At 55.4% G+C, this 18143-nt stretch carries 21 protein-coding genes; all 21 read right to left on the bottom strand.

Translation table 11 applies throughout. From position 1 onward, the window contains the following. Positions 1–5: 5 nt before the first annotated feature. The 21 genes from C12CBH8_RS03865 to C12CBH8_RS03765 all read right to left on the bottom strand — a co-directional run bounded on the left by C12CBH8_RS03865 (position 6) and on the right by C12CBH8_RS03765 (position 18135). The gene (locus tag C12CBH8_RS03865; RefSeq protein WP_090266594.1) at positions 6–743 is read right to left on the bottom strand and encodes a Stp1/IreP family PP2C-type Ser/Thr phosphatase; all 738 of its coding nucleotides are present in this window, start codon (positions 741–743) and stop codon (positions 6–8) included. Positions 744–757: 14 nt separating this feature from the next. Continuing rightward, a complete protein-coding gene (rlmN, locus tag C12CBH8_RS03860; protein WP_090266597.1) occupies positions 758–1783 on the bottom strand; it encodes a dual-specificity RNA methyltransferase RlmN in 1026 nt (341 codons plus the stop codon). Next, positions 1770–3137 carry a 16S rRNA (cytosine(967)-C(5))-methyltransferase RsmB gene (gene rsmB / locus C12CBH8_RS03855; protein ID WP_246441693.1) on the bottom strand — a complete coding sequence of 456 codons (1368 nt, stop codon included), beginning with the start codon at positions 3135–3137 and terminating at the stop codon, positions 1770–1772. Before rsmB ends, rlmN begins: the two co-directional genes overlap by 14 nt. Then, positions 3130–3825, bottom strand: coding sequence for a zinc metallopeptidase (locus C12CBH8_RS03850; protein ID WP_090266603.1), 696 nt, complete (start codon positions 3823–3825; stop codon positions 3130–3132). Before C12CBH8_RS03850 ends, rsmB begins: the two co-directional genes overlap by 8 nt. A 45-nt stretch (positions 3826–3870) precedes the next feature. Next, a complete protein-coding gene (gene fmt / locus C12CBH8_RS03845; RefSeq protein ID WP_215533577.1) occupies positions 3871–4797 on the bottom strand; it encodes a methionyl-tRNA formyltransferase in 927 nt (308 codons plus the stop codon). Between the two features lie 16 nt (positions 4798–4813). Beyond that, positions 4814–5269, bottom strand: coding sequence for a peptide deformylase (gene def, locus C12CBH8_RS03840; protein ID WP_090266608.1), 456 nt, complete (start codon positions 5267–5269; stop codon positions 4814–4816). A 25-nt stretch (positions 5270–5294) separates the two neighbouring features. After that, positions 5295–7766: a replication restart helicase PriA gene (priA, locus tag C12CBH8_RS03835; protein ID WP_215533576.1), complete on the bottom strand. Its 2472-nt coding sequence runs from the start codon at positions 7764–7766 to the stop codon at positions 5295–5297. After that, on the bottom strand, positions 7763–7981 hold the full coding sequence (rpoZ, locus tag C12CBH8_RS03830; RefSeq protein WP_099323457.1) for a DNA-directed RNA polymerase subunit omega: 219 nt from the start codon (positions 7979–7981) through the stop codon (positions 7763–7765). The genes priA and rpoZ overlap by 4 nt, the downstream gene beginning before the upstream one ends. After that, a complete protein-coding gene (gene gmk / locus C12CBH8_RS03825; RefSeq protein ID WP_215533575.1) occupies positions 7959–8582 on the bottom strand; it encodes a guanylate kinase in 624 nt (207 codons plus the stop codon). Before gmk ends, rpoZ begins: the two co-directional genes overlap by 23 nt. Continuing rightward, positions 8575–8841 carry an extracellular matrix/biofilm regulator RemA gene (gene remA, locus C12CBH8_RS03820; RefSeq protein WP_090266618.1) on the bottom strand — a complete coding sequence of 89 codons (267 nt, stop codon included), beginning with the start codon at positions 8839–8841 and terminating at the stop codon, positions 8575–8577. The genes gmk and remA overlap by 8 nt, the downstream gene beginning before the upstream one ends. Before the next feature lie 33 nt (positions 8842–8874). Continuing rightward, positions 8875–9753, bottom strand: a complete 879-nt coding sequence (locus tag C12CBH8_RS03815; protein ID WP_215533574.1) for a YicC/YloC family endoribonuclease — start codon at positions 9751–9753, stop codon at positions 8875–8877. A 230-nt stretch (positions 9754–9983) separates the two neighbouring features. Next, the gene (locus C12CBH8_RS03810) at positions 9984–11378 is read right to left on the bottom strand and encodes an oxaloacetate decarboxylase subunit alpha (protein ID WP_090266623.1); all 1395 of its coding nucleotides are present in this window, start codon (positions 11376–11378) and stop codon (positions 9984–9986) included. A gap of 24 nt (positions 11379–11402) precedes the next feature. Continuing rightward, positions 11403–11804, bottom strand: coding sequence for a biotin/lipoyl-containing protein (locus tag C12CBH8_RS03805; protein ID WP_090266626.1), 402 nt, complete (start codon positions 11802–11804; stop codon positions 11403–11405). A gap of 35 nt (positions 11805–11839) precedes the next feature. Continuing rightward, the gene (locus tag C12CBH8_RS03800; RefSeq protein ID WP_215533573.1) at positions 11840–13138 is read right to left on the bottom strand and encodes a carboxyl transferase domain-containing protein; all 1299 of its coding nucleotides are present in this window, start codon (positions 13136–13138) and stop codon (positions 11840–11842) included. Positions 13139–13243: 105 nt separating this feature from the next. Then, positions 13244–13603 (bottom strand): hypothetical protein, encoded by a 360-nt coding sequence (locus tag C12CBH8_RS03795; RefSeq protein ID WP_215533572.1) that lies wholly within the window; start codon positions 13601–13603, stop codon positions 13244–13246. Positions 13604–13609: 6 nt separating this feature from the next. Further along, on the bottom strand, positions 13610–14374 hold the full coding sequence (locus tag C12CBH8_RS03790) for a pseudouridine synthase (RefSeq protein ID WP_215533571.1): 765 nt from the start codon (positions 14372–14374) through the stop codon (positions 13610–13612). Between the two features lie 181 nt (positions 14375–14555). Continuing rightward, positions 14556–15725 (bottom strand): D-alanyl-D-alanine carboxypeptidase family protein, encoded by a 1170-nt coding sequence (locus C12CBH8_RS03785; RefSeq protein ID WP_425503794.1) that lies wholly within the window; start codon positions 15723–15725, stop codon positions 14556–14558. A gap of 39 nt (positions 15726–15764) precedes the next feature. Further along, positions 15765–16160, bottom strand: coding sequence for a GerW family sporulation protein (ytfJ, locus tag C12CBH8_RS03780; RefSeq protein ID WP_090266638.1), 396 nt, complete (start codon positions 16158–16160; stop codon positions 15765–15767). Next, a complete protein-coding gene (locus tag C12CBH8_RS03775) occupies positions 16157–16816 on the bottom strand; it encodes a DUF2953 domain-containing protein (RefSeq protein ID WP_099323370.1) in 660 nt (219 codons plus the stop codon). Before C12CBH8_RS03775 ends, ytfJ begins: the two co-directional genes overlap by 4 nt. A gap of 21 nt (positions 16817–16837) precedes the next feature. Continuing rightward, entirely contained in the window at positions 16838–17419 is a 582-nt protein-coding gene (gene scpB / locus C12CBH8_RS03770) for an SMC-Scp complex subunit ScpB (RefSeq protein ID WP_215533569.1), read from the bottom strand. Then, the gene (locus C12CBH8_RS03765) at positions 17410–18135 is read right to left on the bottom strand and encodes a segregation and condensation protein A (RefSeq protein ID WP_090266646.1); all 726 of its coding nucleotides are present in this window, start codon (positions 18133–18135) and stop codon (positions 17410–17412) included. Before C12CBH8_RS03765 ends, scpB begins: the two co-directional genes overlap by 10 nt. Positions 18136–18143: the final 8 nt, after the last annotated feature.

The following is an 18143-nucleotide window of genomic DNA, read 5'->3' as shown; positions in this document are numbered from 1 at the left end:
ACCAATCACTCCTGCAATGATGCCAGAGCCAGCACTGCGACGGTAATATTGTCGCTGCCGCCTCGGTTATTTGCTTCCCTCACAAGTCGGTCGCAAAGGTCGGCCAGACCCTTTCGTTCCGCTTGTAATATCTCATCGGCCTCCAGATAATTGGAAAGACCGTCGGTACAGAGGATCAGCACATCGCCGTCCTGGACGGATACTTCACAGTAATCCATCTCCACCTCATGAACGACCCCCAGCGCGCGGGTGATCATATGCTTGTTGGGATGGGTACGGGCTTGACTTTGGGTCAGTTCACCGGCCTCCACCATTTCCTGGACAATGGAATGATCCCTCGTGACTTGGGAAATGGCATCCTTTGAGATTAAGTAGGCCCGGCTGTCGCCTGCATGGGCGATATAGGCGGTATCGCCTTCTACCACCACTACGGTAGCAGTGGTCCCCATACCGCGCAGTCCGTCGATGTCGCAGGATGTTTCAAAGATGCTCATATTGGCGGCGTCAAAAGCCACCTCCAGCATGTTGCGGATGGATTTTCCCCCCATCCCAGGGCGATAAGAGGACGCAATCTGACTACTAATGAGATCCACTGCCAGGGCACTGGCTACATTACCGCCCTGAACGCCGCCCATTCCGTCGCATACCACAGCCCAAGCACCGTTTGGCAGATATCCTACTGCACAATCGTCTTGGTTTGTGTGACGCATCAGACCGACATCACTCTTCATAAAAATCTGCAAGGCTTCTCCTCCTTTCACACACAGCGGCCGCGAAGCTGGCCGCAGGATGCGTCGATGTCGCCGCCCAGGCTCCGCCGGACGGTGACATTCAGCCCCGCTTGTGTCAAAATCTCAGCAAAACGTTCCAAACGCTGCCGGCTGCTGCGCCGGTAATCGTTTTCCCGCACTTCGTTGGCTGGAATGAGGTTGATATGGCAAAGCATCCCTTTGAGCTTTTTGGCAAGCTCCAAAGCGCATGCATCGCTGTCGTTGACGCCGTTTATCATGGCGTATTCAAAGGAGATACGCCGGCCGGTTGCATCGATGTACTGCCGGCAGGACCGCAGCAATTCATCCACCTTCCACTTGTGGTTGATGGGCATCAGCTCATCCCGGATGGTATCGTTGGGTGCGTGGAGGGATACCGATAAGGTAAGCTGTAACTTTTTCTCCCGCAGGCGGTCGATTTGATCCACCAGGCCGCAGGTGGAGAGGGAAATATGCCGCATCCCGATGTTTAAGCCGTCGGGTGACGACACCTTTTTGAGAAAGTCCAGCACCTCATCGTAATTATCCAGCGGCTCCCCCATGCCCATGAGCACCACATGGGAGATGCGTTTGCCGGTATCTCTCTGAGCGGCGTGGATTTCTCCCAGCATCTCATAGCTTTTCAGATTGCGCCGATAACCGCCCAAACCAGTGGCGCAAAAGGCGCATCCCATTTTACATCCCGCCTGCGTGGAGATGCACAAGGAACATCCGTAGTGGTACACCATAAACACCGCTTCAATTAACTGGCCGTCCCCCAGCTCAAACAGATATTTAACCGTTTCATCCTGCTGGGACGTCCATTTTTGCCGGATGTTCACCGACGGAATATCATAATCATTGACCAATCGTTCCCGCATGGCTTTGGGCAGGTTTGTCATCTCGTCAAAGGAGTTGACCCCCTTCTGCAGCCACGCCTTCACTTGTTTTGCCCGGAAGGCCGGCTGACCCAAATCGGCCATGACGCCTTTCAATTGTTCATCGGTCAACGCCGTGATGTCAATCTTTTGCATGGACTCCTCCATGAGTTTTTTTCACAAAGCACGCTACAAAAAAACCGTCACCGCCCGAACGATGGGGCAATAAAGTGACCATCCCTTTTCCGACATCCTGCTCTCGTAACACGGACGAAGGCAACTTCACCGGCTCTAATTGGAATGTATCGTGCTCCTGTAAGAACCGTTCCACTACCTGCTCATTCTCAGCAGGATACAAGGTACATGTAGAGTATACCAATTTTCCTCCAGGTTTAACCATCTGAGAGGAAAAACTTAGAATATTATATTGCAAATCGGGTAGATTTTCAAGGAATTTCAAGGATTTGTACCGGATCTCCGGCTTCCGGCCGATGACGCCCAGTCCGGAACAAGGCACATCGCACAACACCCGGTCGGCCAAAATCCCCGTTTGATCCGGGGCGTTTGCATCCCGCACCGCCGCTTTTACGCCGGTGAGTCCCAGTCTCGTAGCCCCTTGTTTCATCAGTTTTACCCGGTGATCGTGGAGGTCAAAGGCATACACGACGCCCTCTCCCATCCTCTCCGCCAAGGTGAAAGATTTTCCCCCAGGGGCGGCGCACACATCCGCCACTAGCTCCTCTTTCTGAGGATCCACTGCCATACAGCACAGCTGGGACGCCAGATCCTGCACGTGGAAAAGCCCCTCCTGGAACGTTGACATCTGTTCCACACTGCCGCCTCCCTGAAGCTCCACCGCCCCAGGAACCAACGGCAATTCCCTTGCCTCGACGCCGTCCTTTTTAAGCCGTTCCGCCAATTGTCCAGCCGTCACCCTGGTGGTGTTGGCCCGCACATAGATGGGACGGGGCTGCTGAAAGGCTTCCAGCATCGAAATGGTTTCCTCTTGCCCATAGCTTTTTCGCCACAGCTTTACGATTTCCTCCGGCACGGAATACCGCACCGAGAGATTCCGGACAGGTTCTTTTTTCTCGTCAGGCCACACTACATTCCCCTGACGCAGGACAGCGCGCAGGACAGCATTGACAAAACCGCTGGCCGACGTCTGCCTGAATTTACGTGTCAGCCGGACGGCCTGATCCACGGCCGCTGAATCCGGGATGCGTTCCAAATATCGGATTTGATAAATAGCGGTGCGCAAAATATTGAGAACCTGAGGGGATAATTTCCGGATGGGTTTACTGGAATGTTTTGTAATTATGTAATCCAAGGTGATTTTCCGCTCCAGGACGCCGTAAAACAAGGTGGAAAACAGGGCGGCATCCCGGGGATCCATCTTGGATTTTTGCAGCATGGAGTCCAGGATGAGGTTGCTGTACCCCTCCTGTTCCTCCAATTTGATCAGAGCTTCCACCGCCAGTTTGCGGGGATTTGCCTTTTGTTCAGTCACCGCGACGCCCCCTCGTAAGCAGCAAAAGCCTGAGCAGATGGGCAATACTGACGATAACTGCCGCCACATAGGTCATGGCCGCCGCTGTCAAAACGCTGCGGGCGCCTTTGAGCTCCTGGTCGGAAAGCATTCCCGAGCTTCCCAAAATAGCCATGGCCCGGCTGCTTGCATTGAATTCCACAGGCAACGTGATGATCTGAAACACCAATGTGGCGCAAAAAAGGATAATACCGATATTGATCAGGAAAGAATAGGAAAAAAGGATTCCAAACAGCACCAATGGCCAAGACAGCGCCGAACCAAAGTTGACCACCGGTACAATGGCGTTCCGGATGCGGATGGGCGCATAACCCACGGCATGCTGCACTGCATGCCCAGCCTCGTGGGCGGCCACGCCTACGGCGGCGATGGACGAACTGTTATAGACGCTGTCCGACAACCGGATCACCATAGCCTTGGGATCAAAGTGGTCGGTGAGATTGCCTCCCACACGTTCCACCGCTACATTGGTGATGCCGTTGTCCTGCAGGATGCGGGAGGCGGCCTGTGCACCGGTCAAGCCTCGATAGTTTCCCACCTGACTGTATTTGTGAAACGTGGTTTTGACCCTCACCTGTGCCAATAAAGACAGGAGGATGGCCGGAATGACCAAAATAATATAATAGGGATCAATGTAGAAATATGGCATGAAGGTTCCCCTTTCAACGTCGCTGCATCAGGTTTTTCCCAGGCTTTATTTGCCCAGTACCATCCCTATTTTGACCGGATGGCCCCGTAAAAATGCATCGATGAGCATGCGTTTTCCACCCTCGTACTGCACTTCCAAGATCCTGAGCCCCTTACCGTCGCCGCATGCCACCGTCAGAGGCTTCACTGCCGCGATCTCTCCAGGCTGCCCTTTGCAGGTTCCGTCCACCACAGAGGAGTGAACCTTCAGGGTTTTTCCCTCCAGCAAGGTGGTGGCGGTGGGCCAGGGCGATAGTCCCCGGATCTGATTGTGCACCTGCTCGGCGCTCTTTGTCCAGTCGATGGGGCACATGGATTTGCTGAGCATAGAGGCATAGGTCGAAAGACTGTCATCCTGTTTTTGAGGGGTAATATCCCCCTTCTGAATGTGTTCCATGGTGTCTACCAACAGCTTGGCTCCCATCGTCATCAAACGGTCGTGAAGTTGTCCTGACGTCTCCTGTGGATCGATGGGTGTGCTGCATTTGAGGAGCATATCGCCGGTATCTAAACCCTCGGCCATTTGCATGGTGGTGACGCCGGTCTCTTTGTCCCCCATGAGGATGCTCCACTGGATGGGCGCCGCCCCGCGATGCCGAGGCAATAAGGAGGCATGGACATTGACACATCCATAGCGGGGCAAATCCAGAATGGTTTTGGGTAAAATTTTACCGTAGGCCACCACGGCGATGAGATCCGGGTTCCAGGCTTTGATGGGTTCCCATGAATCTTCTTGCTTCAGGGAAACGGGCTGGTAAACCGGTATCCCATTCTTCTGAGCCAACACCTTTACCGGCGGCGGTGTCAGGACATACTTACGTCCTTTCGGTTTGTCGGGCTGAGTCACGACGCCGCTGACCGTATGCCCTGCGTCAAGCAGCGCTTGCAGGCACGGTACGGCAAAATCCGGCGTCCCCATAAAAACGATGTTCATATTGCATCATCCATTCTTATTTTTCGTCGTCCAGCATATAGAGCACATGGCTGTAAAAGAGTTTGCCGTCCAAATGATCGATCTCATGGCAAAAAGCCCTGGCCAGCAATTCCCTGCCGGTGATGGTAAAATACTCCCCGTTGCGGTCTTGGGCCTTGACCGTCACCTGCATGGGCCGGGAGGTAACGCCGTACTTTCCAGGACAGGACAAGCATCCTTCCACATCCTGCTGTTCGCCTTCCTGGGCGATGATCTCCGGATTGATGAGTTCAATCCTTCCCTCTCCGATATCGATTACCACGACACGGCGCAGTACACCCACCTGTACGGCGGCCAGTCCCACACCGTCTTTCTTCATGGTTTCGTACATGTCGTCCAACAAAACGTGCAGACGATCGTCAAATTTTTCCACCGGACGGGATACCTTTTTTAAAACAGGATCGCCCTCTTTTACGATATTCCGAATGGCCATCTCAATCAACCCTTTCTAAGTTTGGTTATAGTATTCCCTCTGGATTCATATCTGCAAACGCTGTAACATCAGAATACTCCCGTTTTTTCCCGAAATCGGTGAGAAGCAGCGCCATCAGTTGCCGGAATCGCCGGCCGTCCCTGCATTTGACAATCAACCGGTACCGGTATTTCCCATTGACCCGGGCGATACTGGCTGGAGCCGGACCCAATACCTGAAGAGGTAAATCACTGTAATCCCGGGATGCGGCATCGGCAAAACGCTGTAAAAAATAATGGGCGCTGTCGGCCACCTTCTGCTCTTTGATCCCCAGGAAACCCACCATACAGATATCACAAAAGGGCGGGTACAGCATCATTTTTCTTGTGGCGATCTCCGTTTCGTAGAAAGCTTCGTAGTCCTGAGCCGCGGCCAAATGGAGGATGGGATGATCCGGGATATAGGTCTGGATGATAGCCCTACCCTTTGTCCCCCTGCGTCCCGCCCGGCCCACTACCTGGGTCAGCAACGCAAAAGTGCGTTCATAACTCCTATAATCATCATTATATAACGGCTGGTCGGCTAAAATCACTCCGACCAGCGTCACTTTTTCAAAATCCAAACCCTTGGCCACCATCTGTGTCCCGATCATGATGTCATACTGCCCTTGGGCAAATGCCTTGAGCTTGCTCTCGTGGGACAAGTGGGACATGGTCGTATCGGTATCCATGCGGACGATGCGGGCGCTGGGAAGCAATTCCTGTAGTTCCTGTTCCACTCTTTGGGTGCCAAAGCCTGTATACTGGATGTGTCCTTCCCCACAGTGGGGACACACCGACGGCACCTCCTGGGAATGGCCGCAGTAATGGCACATCAACCGGCCGTTGGCGGCGTGATAGGTCATGGAGATGCTGCAATAAGGACAAGAGATGACCTCACCGCAGCTCAGACAAGAGGCAAAGGTATTGTATCCACGCCGATTGAGCAGTAAAATCGACTGATTGCCCGCCTCTAAATTTTGTTCCAGCGCTTCCCTGAGCGCTTCGCTGATGGAACCGCTTCCAGGAGACTCTCCCCGCATATCTACGATCTCCACCTTGGGAAGTACGGCGTCGCCATACCGCTCCTTGAGCTGATGGAGGGAATACCGTCCCTGTTTCGCGGCATAGTAGCTCGTGAGGGACGGTGTAGCCGAACACAAAAGCAGCTGCGCCTTGTGCCATTTTGCCCGGAACTTTGCTACGTCTTTTGCGTGGAACCGGGGAGCCGCCTCCGACTTATAGCTGGATTCCTGTTCTTCATCCATGATGATAAGGCCGATGTTCTCACAAGGGGCGAATACCGCCGAACGAGTGCCCACTATAACAGGTGCTTCCCCATTTTTGATGCGCTTCCATTCATCCAACCGTTCCCCCAGGGAAAGGCCGCTGTGGATCACGGCTACACGGCTGCCAAATCGGGTATAAAAAAGCTGCATGGTCTGAGGCGTGAGGGAAATCTCCGGCACCATAACGATGACCGAACGTCCGCTCTCCACCACCTCTTGGGCCAAACGCAGGAACACCTGCGTCTTGCCACTGCCGGTAATTCCATGCAATAAGGAAACACCGCCCCCTGCGCGAATCTGCGCCAGTAGGCGGTCAAAGACGTCTTGTTGCGATTGTGTGAGCTGGATGGGCGATGCCGGTCCCTGTACCTGATCCCGGAAGGGATTGCGGTATACCTGATGCTGGTAGCACAAAACCACTCCTTTGCGTTCCAACGCCGTCACCACGCCCGGGCCACAGAAGGCAAAATACCCAATCTCTTTGATGGATGCCGTACCAGCCTCCTGCAAAAAACGCACCACATTTTTTTGCTTGGGCGTCAAATCCGATCCACTGAGCAGTTCCTCCGCCGATTGAGGATCACATAGCCGGGCCATACGTACCGTCAGATCCCCTACCCGGCGCACGGCGCTGTCGCTGCGCATAATGACGCCTTGTTCGGCCAGTTCATCCGGCAGACGGCTCTTTTCATCCAGGCCCATCACTTTGAGCAGACGGCTGCGGGTTACCATGGCGCGGCTGCGCCTGAGCATTTCCACCAGCCTTTTTCCATCGTCACTGAGGGTTTCCAGTTTTTCCGGATCGACGTCCGGGGCAGCACAATAGCTCACCGAGAGATTGACATTAATACCGGCCGGCAGCATAGCCTTGGCCGATTCAAACGTGGTACAATAGGTCTTTTGCTTGAGCCAAGCGGCCAACTGGAGCAGTTCCTGCGATAGAACCGGTTTTTCATCCAGCAGTGAATGCAGCGGCTTGATTTTTTCCACGTCGGCCGTCTCGCCTAGGGACATCACCAAACCCTGCCGTTTGCGATTGCCCATTCCAAAAGGCACTACCACCCGGCATCCCGGCTGCACCTGCCCCATCAATTCCACGGGGATTCGATAGCCGTACAGCTTGTCAAAATGAAAGGCCGTCCCCTCCACCGCCACATTGGCAATGGATGCTGCGGGAGTAGACAGGGTCATTGCATAGAATCCTCGTCGTCCTCATGCTGGGGATGGGTGATGAGAAGGTGCCCTTCTCTCAATTCCTCCAGCGCCAGGCTGACGGGCTTCTCGGTCAACGGGATTTCTTCCCGTTCCGCCTTTTCCGCAATATTGCGGGCTCTTTTGGCGATGGCCATCACCAAGGCGTAATAGCTTTCATCGGTTTTTAAATCAGCAATTCCCGTTTTCAGCATCGTTAAGTACCTCCTGCACAAATTGAGTCATATGGACAGCGCGGGCTTTTTCCGCCGACAAAATAGCCAGTACATCCCGGGCCGCATCGTCCAGATCGTCGTTTACCACAATATAGTCGTACTGATCGGCCTGCTTCATCTCATCCACAGCCGTCTGAAGCCGCTTTTGCACCACTTCTTCCGGCTCCGTATTGCGGCCTACCAGACGTTTTTTCAGCACCTCCATGCTGGGGGGCATGATGAAAATCGTGATGGCCTCCGGAATCTTCGTCTTGACTTGGTGGGCACCTTGCACCTCGATTTCCAGAAGCACGTCCCGGCCTTCCTCCCTCCATTGGCGGACAGGCGCAGCCGGTGTCCCATAGTAATTGTCGCAGTAACGGGCGTATTCCAGTACGCCGTCCTGCTCAATGAGCTCTTCAAACTGGGGCTTGGTCATATAGTGATAATGCACCCCGGCAATTTCCCCCTCCCGGGGCCCTCTTGTGGTAGCCGAAACCGAGAGACGGATGCTCTCCTCCATCTCCATCATGCGGCCTACCACCGATCCTTTTCCCGACCCGGACGGGCCGGACAGGATCACGACTAGTCCCTTATTCATCCTCTTCCAACTCCTCGTCATCCTCGTGGTCGTTTAAGCGGTTGGCCACTGTCTCAGGCTGCACGGCCGACAGAATCACATGGTCGCTGTCGGTTATGATGACGGCGCGAGTGCGGCGGCCGTAGGTGGCGTCGATGAGGGCGCCGCGATCACGGGCGTCCTGCATGATGCGCTTGATGGGCGCCGATTCCGGGCTGACGATGGCCACCAGACGGCTTGCCGACACCATATTGCCAAATCCAATGTTAATGAGTTTCATGCAAAAATCCCTCCCGTAACAACTGTGTACGGTCTATTCAATGTTTTGAATCTGTTCGCGGATCTTCTCAATCTCTGCCTTGACGTCCACCACCACTCGGGCAATCTCCACATCCTGGGCCTTGGAGCCGATGGTATTGGTCTCCCGGTTGATCTCCTGCACCAAGAAATCCAGCTTGCGGCCAATGGGGCTGCCGCCTTCCAGCATGGAGTAAAGCTGGCTGATGTGGCTGCGCAGGCGGATGGTCTCCTCCGCCACGGCGGTCTTATCGGCAAAAATAGCCGCTTCGTTTAGGATCATGCGTTCGTCCAAGGTTTTATCGGCCAACACCTCTTTGAGACGGGCCTCCAATTTGGCGCGGTAAGCCGCCACCGTTTCAGGCGAACGCTGCTCCACAAAGGCCACCTTCTCCAGGATATCGGCCCCGCGGGCGCGGACGTCCTCCGCCATACGGGCCCCTTCGACCTCCCTCATGGCGATAAAATCATCGGCGGCCTTGCTGAGAACCTGGCTGACGGCCGCCCAAATGCGTTCTTCATTCTCCGGCGTTTTGCGCACGGTAAAGATATCGTGATACCCGGCGATGGTGGACACCGTCACGTCGTCGGGCAGCTGGTACCGTTGGGACAGCTCCCGCAGAGCTTTGACATATCCCGCCGCAAGGGTGTCGTTGATGTCCACCTGGGCTTCCACCGTATCCAGCGATTCCACCGCCACATACACGTCCACCTTGCCCCGGTTGACCCGGGACTGCAAATAGGATTTGATCTTTTCATCCAAAAAACCGTAAGCGCGAGGGGTCCGGGCGGAAAACTCAAAATAACGGTGGTTGACCGACTTGATCTCCACCGTAATATCCAAACCGTCCAAAACCTCCTGGGCACGGCCATAACCGGTCATGCTGCGAATCATAAGCTTCGACCTACCGTTCCTTCTAGTTTCTACCGTTTATTTTACAGGGTTCCAGACCGTCTGTCAACCAAATCCCCCATCCGGCCGTCACCACTGGTTATGCACATCTCATAAAGCCAAAGAAAAGGCCGCCCTATCCTGATCAACCAGGCGGCGGCCCACTTCTTTTGCATCATCCCCGGACAAGTGAAACAACATCCACTGTCCAGGCGCTCTTCCCGCAACCCTTTTTACACGGGATGAACTTTTTTCTCCATATCAACATGGCCGTCAATGCCATACTTTTTGTTGCGGCGCTGCTCAAAGAATTTGATTGCAACCTGGCCGAACTGGGCATAAGACAGCACGTCCTCTTCCTGCTCGATCCACTGGCTGCATTCCTCGCGCAGCTTGTCCAGCTCAGGCTGGAGCTTGTCGGCGGGACGGCAGGTGATGACCTCTTCGTCGCCGATAATCTTCTTGCGGAATTCCTCGGAAATCGGCACAGGAGTGGCGCCGTATTCGCCGCGGACAATGCCCTTGAATTCCTTGGTGCACATCTTATAGCGTTCGCCGTTGATGACGTTGAACACCGCCTGCGTACCCACGATCTGGGAGGACGGGGTAACCAGAGGCGGATAGCCCGCGTCGGCACGGACGCGCGGCACCTCGGCCAACACTTCCTCCAGCTGATCCTCACGGCCAGCCTGCTTGAGCTGAGACACCAGGTTGGACAGCATTCCGCCGGGAACCTGGTAGAGCAGGGTATTGGCGTCCACGCCCAACATCTTGGTGTTGAGCAGGCCGCTCTGAATGTACTTCTCACGCAGGGGCTGGAAGTATTCGCGCACCTTGTTGAGCTTGTTGAGATCCAAGCCGGTGTCGTACTCGGTGCCCTTGAGCGCCGCCACCATGGACTCGGTAGCCGGATGGGACGTACCCAAAGCCAACGGAGAAATGGCGGTATCGATGACATCGGCGCCGGCTTCGATGGCCTTGAGCATCACCATGGAAGCCAGACCCGAAGTATAGTGAGAGTGGATCTGGATCGGGATCTTGACAGCCTTCTTCAGCGCCTTAACCAGATTATAAGTGGCATAGGGGGTCAGGAGACCGGCCATATCCTTCAGGCAAATGGAATCGGCGCCTTCCGACTCCAGAACCTTAGCGTATTTTACATAGTAGTCGTCGGTGAACACGTCGCCGGTGGTATAGGAAATGGCCACCTGGGCGTGAGCACCCTCCTTCTTGGCGGCCTTGATGGAGGTCCGCAGGTTGCGGACGTCGTTCAAAGCGTCAAAGATGCGGAGGATATCGATGCCGTTGGCCACCGATTTCTGGACAAAGTACTCCACCACGTCGTCGGCATAGTGGCGATAGCCCAGCATATTCTGGCCGCGGAACAGCATCTGTAGTTTGGTCTTGGGAGCCTTCTTGCGGATAATGCGCAGTCTCTCCCAGGGATCTTCATTCAAAAAGCGAAGACAAGCATCAAAGGTAGCGCCACCCCAGCATTCCAGGGAATGGAAACCGATGTCGTCCAGCACTTCGAGAATGGGGATCATTTCTTCTGTGGTCATACGTGTCGCGATCAAGGACTGATGGGCATCACGCAAGACGGTTTCGGTAATTTTAACCTTAGCCAAATTGAGCACCTCTTTTTCCCAAAGTTACTGGAGCGATACCAACTCTTTGCCGGAATCGACGTTTTCGCCTTTGCTGACCATGACGCTGGCCACGACGGCGTCGTGGGGAGCCATGATTTCATTCTCCATCTTCATGGCTTCCAGGATGACCAGGATGTCGCCCTTCTTCACATTGTCGCCGGGCTTCACTCTGATATCCAGGATGGTGCCGGGCATGGGGGACGAAATGATCTCAGCGCCGGCGGGAGCTGCGGCAGGAGCAGGGGCGGCAGCCGGAGCGGGGGCCGGGGCAGCTGCGGCAGGGGCGGGCACCGCTGCGGGAGCGGGAGCCGGAGCAGCTACAGGAGCGGGGGCGGCGCCAGCGGCCAACTCTTCCACCTGAACGTCATAGGCCTGTCCATTAACGGTAATTCTAAGATTTTTCATGAGAAAGCCTCCTCTATCGTATCAACAAGATCTTTTTACAGCGGCATGTTGGAATGCTTGCGGGGCAGGGTAGCGACCCGTTTGCCAGCCAGCATATCCAGAGCGGCGACCACGTTTGCGCGGGTCTCGGCGGGCTCGATGACATTTTCAATATAGCCTGCCTCCGCAGCGTCAAAGGGGGTAGCCTCGGTGTCTTTGTATTCCTGCACCAGCTGAGCGCGCTCTTTCAGCGGATCCTTCATCTGGGCCAGTTTATCGTTCCACAGAACCTCCACAGCGGCTTCCGGCTTCATGGCTGAAACCACGGCCTGAGGCCATGCGAATACGACATCGGCACCGGCGGCCTTGCCTGCCAACGCCATATAGGCGGCGCCTACGGCAGCGCCGGTGATAACCGTCACCTTGGGAGTCGTAGCCTCAGCATAAGTATGAGCCACCTTGGCGGCCTCGCGCACGGTGTCAAAGCCTTCGCAGTCCACCAGCGTTACCACCGGCAAAGAGAACGCATCGGCCATGCGGACCATACGAGCTAATTTTACGCTGGAATCGGCGTCCAGTTGGCCGTGGATATCGGCTACAACGGCGGCGTTGCCTGCCACACGTGCAAGACCTGCGGTGACGTTGTCGCCAAAGCCGTCCAGCAGTTCCACCATAGAACCGGCGTCCACCACCGATTCCAAGCCTTCGCTGCCGGTTGCTTCAGCGGCGTCGGCCACAGGGGCAATGCTCAGGTTGTTGATGGGCAGCAGATTGATGAGGCTGCGCACCGAAGCGATGGCATCCTCTTCATTTTCGGCCTCCACGTGCACCACACCGGCTGCCTTTTCAGCCTCCTCGTGGGCGGTGAGGAACAGCTCACCCTTATCACTTTTGACCACCAGGTCGGCCATGGACGCCATCAGGGCAGCTGATCCGCCGCATACGCCGGCGATCAAAGAGATCTGCGGCACCACGCCCGACAGACGGCTGGCTTTCATCACCAGATCGCCCAGGGCGGCCATCATGTCGGCGCCTTCCTTCAGATAAGCGCCGTGAGAATCGTACACACCGACGACAGGTGCGCCGGTTTTGATTGCCAGGTCATACACCTTGGCGATTTTTTCGGCCTGTGCACGGCCGATTGCGCCGCCGTTGACGGTGCTGTCCTGGGCAAACGCATAAGCGGGGGCTCCATCCACCGAGCCGAATCCGGTCACCACTTCTTTTGCGGCAAGTCCATCCAACTCCAGGAAGGTCCCCTGGTCAAACAATTTTTCCAGTCGTTTTCTGGCCGGGGATTCACCCATTCCCGCCCGTTTTTCCGACAATATTTTTCGTCCGCTTTCCAAGCTCATCTTGGTTCCTCCATTTCTTGCCAAAGAACCATCCTATTTGGCGAAATCAAATTTAATTATACTATATTGTCAAGCATCTAACAAGGGAATCCTTGCGACTTTTTTCTAACTTTTGCATTTTTGAAAATATTCTGGCAGCTCTGCCAGCATGACGCCGTCCTTTTTGGCAAATCCCACCATTTTCATCCGGGATTCCCACGCCGCATCCCTGCACTGGATGCACCGTGCGCCCTGTTCATAGCACAAAGCGGCCGTGGCCCGGACCATGCCGTCCAACAGCCCTATATCGTCCTCCCAGCGGATGGTCAAAAGTTCGGCCGTTTCCCCCTCCACCTGGAAGGTGATACATCCCAGCATCCGGCCTCTCTCCCATGCGACCAACGCCTGGGCGTCTGAAGAAACCTGTTCTTCCTGGAGCAGTTTTTGAAGCTCGTCCTCTTTGGTGACCGGCAACAGTTCCAGCATCTCCGATCACCTCCTGCGCCGCTGAGGACGTCCGCCGGACGCCGTCTGCATTCCCGGCATCAGACGCTGCAAGTCCTCGGGACGCAAATAACGCCATTTTCCCGGTTTGAGCATGCCGAGACGCAGTTGTCCAATGGCGGTGCGTTTGAGACGGGCCACTTCCAGTCCCACAGCCTCGCACATCTTGCGGATCTGGCGATTGCGTCCCTCCTGGATAACGATGCTCAGCACCGCCCGTCCTTCCTCCTCAGTGAGCAAGGTCACCTGGGCGGGCATGGTCTTGCGGCCGTCGATTTCAACGCCGGTGGTCAGCCTGTCAATCTGCTCCTCGGTGATGCCGGGGCGCACCGTCACACGGTAGGTCTTGGGCACGTGGTTGGACGGATGGGTGATGGACTGGGCAAAGGCGCCGTCGTTGGTCAAAAGCAGCATGCCCTCTGATTCCCGGTCTAGCCGTCCCACGGGATACACCCGTTTTCCTACATCCTTGACCAGATCGGCCACACAACGGCGATCCATCTCATCGCTGAGGGTGGTGACATATCCCCTGGGCTTATACAGCATAATGTAGCACGGCTTTTCCTTGACAGCCGTCACCCTTTTGCCGCCCACCGTCACCAAATCCCGGGCGGGATTGACCTTATCCCCCAGCTTGACCGGACGTCCATTGACCTTGACCATCCCCTGTTGGATCAGTTCCTCCGCCTTCCGCCGGGATGCCACGCCCCGGTCGGCCAAATACTTCTGCAATCGAATCTGTTCCTGTTTCAACTGTCATCCCCCTTGTATCAGTCGTTGGGCTGTATCCTCACTTTTTTACCTTCCATCCAAGCATCTTTCAAAGAAGCTCGAACAATGTTTTTAAGAGACGACTCTACTTGAGCCGTCTTCTATGATCTATAGTTATGTAACGACGGACACACATGGTTACTCCTGCATCCGCCGTGGATTATCATGAAAAAAGACCTGCAATGCCGTCCCAGATCCATTGCCAAAAGCCGCAGAACTTCTCCCAAGCCGACTTGGGCGGTTCGTACTCGACACCTTCGGCGGCAATGAGGTCGGTCTGCGCCACCGGCTGGCCGTTTAAGGTATACACCGCCTTACCCAGCAGATCCCCCACCTTCACCGGCGCGTACACAAATCGGGGTAACTGAATGGTACGTTCCAGCTGATCGAATTCGTCCGGAAGCAGGGTAGCGGACGGCACATCCTGGGCCACCACCCGCAACAACTGACTTTGTTCATTCCCGCCCACAACCGGCAACGTGATGTCGGGCACCGGAGGCAGGGACTGCGTCGACAGGAGCGAAAACCCATAGTCAAACATAGCCCCGTGATCCTTCCAGTCGTTGCCGTCGTTGAGGGTGACTGCAATCAGACGGACGCCATCCCGTTCTGCACAGGACACTAAGCATCGTCCCGCCTTTTTGGTAAACCCAGTCTTCACCCCGATAGCGCCATCGTACATCCGGAGCAACCGGTTGTGATTGGACAACGTCCTTTCCTGAGGCGGATTGCCAAAGGTTGCCTTGGCTGTTTTAGAACTTGCGATGCTGGCAAAGGTCGGGTTTTTCATGGCTTCCCGGGCGATTAGGGCCATGTCGTAGGCGCAGGAGTAATGTTCTTCCGCATCCAGCCCGGAGGGTGTGACAAAATTGGTGTCTTCGCACCCGATTTCCTGGGCCCGTTCATTCATCAGTTGGGCAAACCCTTCCAGGGATCCTCCCAATGTGATGGCCGCCGCCATAGCCGCATCGTTGCCCGACGGGAGCAACATACCCACTGCAAGGCTTTCCATATTGACGGTGTCACCGGCTCGAAGTCCCATGGCGGTGCCCTCCACCCGGACCATCTCATCGGTGACGGTGATCTCCTCCTTGGGATCGCCCAGTTCCAGAGTGAGCAGCGCCGTCATGATCTTGGTCGTGCTGGCCATAGCCAGATGCTCTTTTTCATTGACTGCCATGAGCACCCGTCCGGTACTGCATTCCATGAGCACCGCCCCGCGGGCCGACACGGTAGGCGGAACCGCCTCCTGTCCTCCAACCGGTACAGGGCATGCCATTGCCAACAGAACCACCGTCATCATGACCGCTAAAATTTTACGCAAAACAACCACCTGCCTCGCCTATCTATATGCAGGTGGCTGCTTTTATTTTCACAGGTCAGGAGAAATGTCCTTCTCCTTTTTATCCTTTTGGAACAAATTAGATACCTTGTCGAACAGCTCCGGCACCAATTTTACCACGTTGGATGCGGTATCATCGCCGCTGGCCAACTGGAGCATTCTCGTCTCGCCGTTTTGCAGCACGATAAAGGCCACCGGCGTGATGGTCACACCCATGCCGGTGCCGCCGCCAAACAGATCTTTTTGTGTTTTGGAGGGGAAATCACTGCCTCCCGCGCCAAAGCCATAGGATACCTTGGATACCGGGATCAGTACGCTTCCGTCCGGAGATGTGATAGGATTGCCGATGATGGTGTTGGCATCCACCATTTCCCGGATTTTCTTCATGGTGGTCTCCATCATACCTTGAATAGGATGTTCGCTCATTTTGATTGCACCGCCTTTTCCTGTGTGGTTTGGCCCAAGGCCATGGTCATTTTTTGTTTGGTCGTAGCTATGAGGAACCGGGCGAGGAATCCCACCCCGGCTGCCAGTAAAATGAAGAGTTTGACGCGTATGTGTGCGGCAAGATAAAACCGCGTCTTAGCCCCCTCTGCAAAATCCGGGATAATGGCAAATTCCCGGATGCCCGTCACCTTCACCGCATTGCACACCACGGCAAAGGCCGAATACACCGCCGCACAGGTTTTTCCATATTGAACGGCTGTATCGGCGGCGTCCTCCCCTGCCACCGCCATGTCAAAGCAAAGGTGAGTTACTTTCACATTTTTCAGGATCAGCCGGACCGCTTTCCCAACCTGCTGGAGAAGATTTTTCAGCAAAGTCGCCGTCTCGCTGAGGGGACGGTCCTTTAGAAGTTTCCCAAAAGCATTTCCCTCCGGTTCCTCCTGGGTGGAAGGTTGTTTCTGAGAACCCGTTTTTTTCTTCTTTTTTTGCTCTTTTGGGAACTGAAAAGAAAAAAACAGATAACCGATTTTAGCTCGAATATTTCCCGGCTGCCTCGCTTCCACTGTGACGGTCACCGGCAGGAGAAAGAGCAGGACGATGGCCGCCAGTACAGCCAATGTGATCCACCATCCCACTTCGACCTCCTCCTTTCGATGCTATCCAATGTCACTGACGTCGGTTTGTCCGTCCTGGAATCCGTCGTCTTCCTGCGGCTGTGGATCTCCCTCCTGACGCGGCAGGGGCGGAAGATCACTGAGGCTTTGCAGGCCAAAGCATCGGAGGAAATGGGAGGTCGTCCCATACACCAGCGGGCGTCCCGGAAGCTCCAGCCGTCCTTTCTCCTCCAGAAGTCCCTTGGCGGTCAGGCTGTTGACAACTCCTGCACAGTCCACACCGCGCACCTGCTCCACAAAGGCTTTGGTCACCGGCTGATTGTAGGCCACCACCGCCAGCACCTCCATAGCCGCCTGGGAAAGCGGGGCGTTTCGCTTGATCTCCAAAGCCCGGCGGATGACGGGCATATACTGGCTGCGGGCGCACATCTGAACCTCATCGTCTGTTTTGATGATACAAAGGGCGCTTTCTTCAGCATCCAACCGATCGGAAAGCTGCTGGATCAGACGCATTATCGTCTGTTTGTCGGCCTCCAACGCCTCGCTCAAACGGGCCACTGTCACCCCTTCGCCGCTGGCAAACAGGATGGCTTCAATACCGGCCTGCAACTTTTTTATTTCCATCTTCCGTCACCGTCCGCTTTCAGCACCATGTTCTCCCCGCTCTCTTCGACGGCGATGCGTTTGCTCCGGATGAGCTCTAAAATAGCCAAAAAAGTGGCCACCATCTCCGACCGGCTGCGGGATGCCCCAATCAAATCGTCCATCGGCATGCGCTTACCGCCCCAGAGGCGTCTGAGCACAAACACCACCCGTGAGGAAACCGATACGATTTTTCTGGATACGATGCCGGAAAATGCCTCTGCCGGCGGCGGTACCTTTCGTTTCCCCCGTCCGGCCGCCAGAAGATAATGCTCCCGCAGGACGCCCGGCGAATGCTGACGGCGATAGGTCTGATCAATCGGCAATTCCAAAGCCGGACGCTCCGCCAAATCAAATCCGCCTGACTGCCGTGCCTTCTCCCCCAACTGTGCCGCCGCTTCCTGCACCGCTTGGTACTCCAACAGCTGACCGGTCAGCTCTCGTTTGAGCTGTTCCGACTCCTCCGGACGCGGCAGCAGCGACGCTGTCTTGATGTACACAAGCCGGGCCGCCATCTCCATGAACTCGCTGGCCACATCCAAGTCGGCCTGCTGCATGGCCTCAATGTGCTCCATATACTGATCCAGCAGTTGGGCGATGGGGATATCGTTGATATTGAGCTTGTGTTTTGCGATCAGGTGGAGCAAAAGATCCAAAGGTCCTTCAAACACCGGCAGCTTGTAGGATAGTTTTACCATCTTCTTCC

This window comes from Solibaculum mannosilyticum, assembly GCF_015140235.1.
Lineage (GTDB): Bacteria > Bacillota > Clostridia > Oscillospirales > Acutalibacteraceae > Solibaculum > Solibaculum mannosilyticum.
The sequence above is the reverse complement of the archived record's forward strand: the minus strand, read 5'-3'. Positions and strand labels throughout refer to the sequence as shown.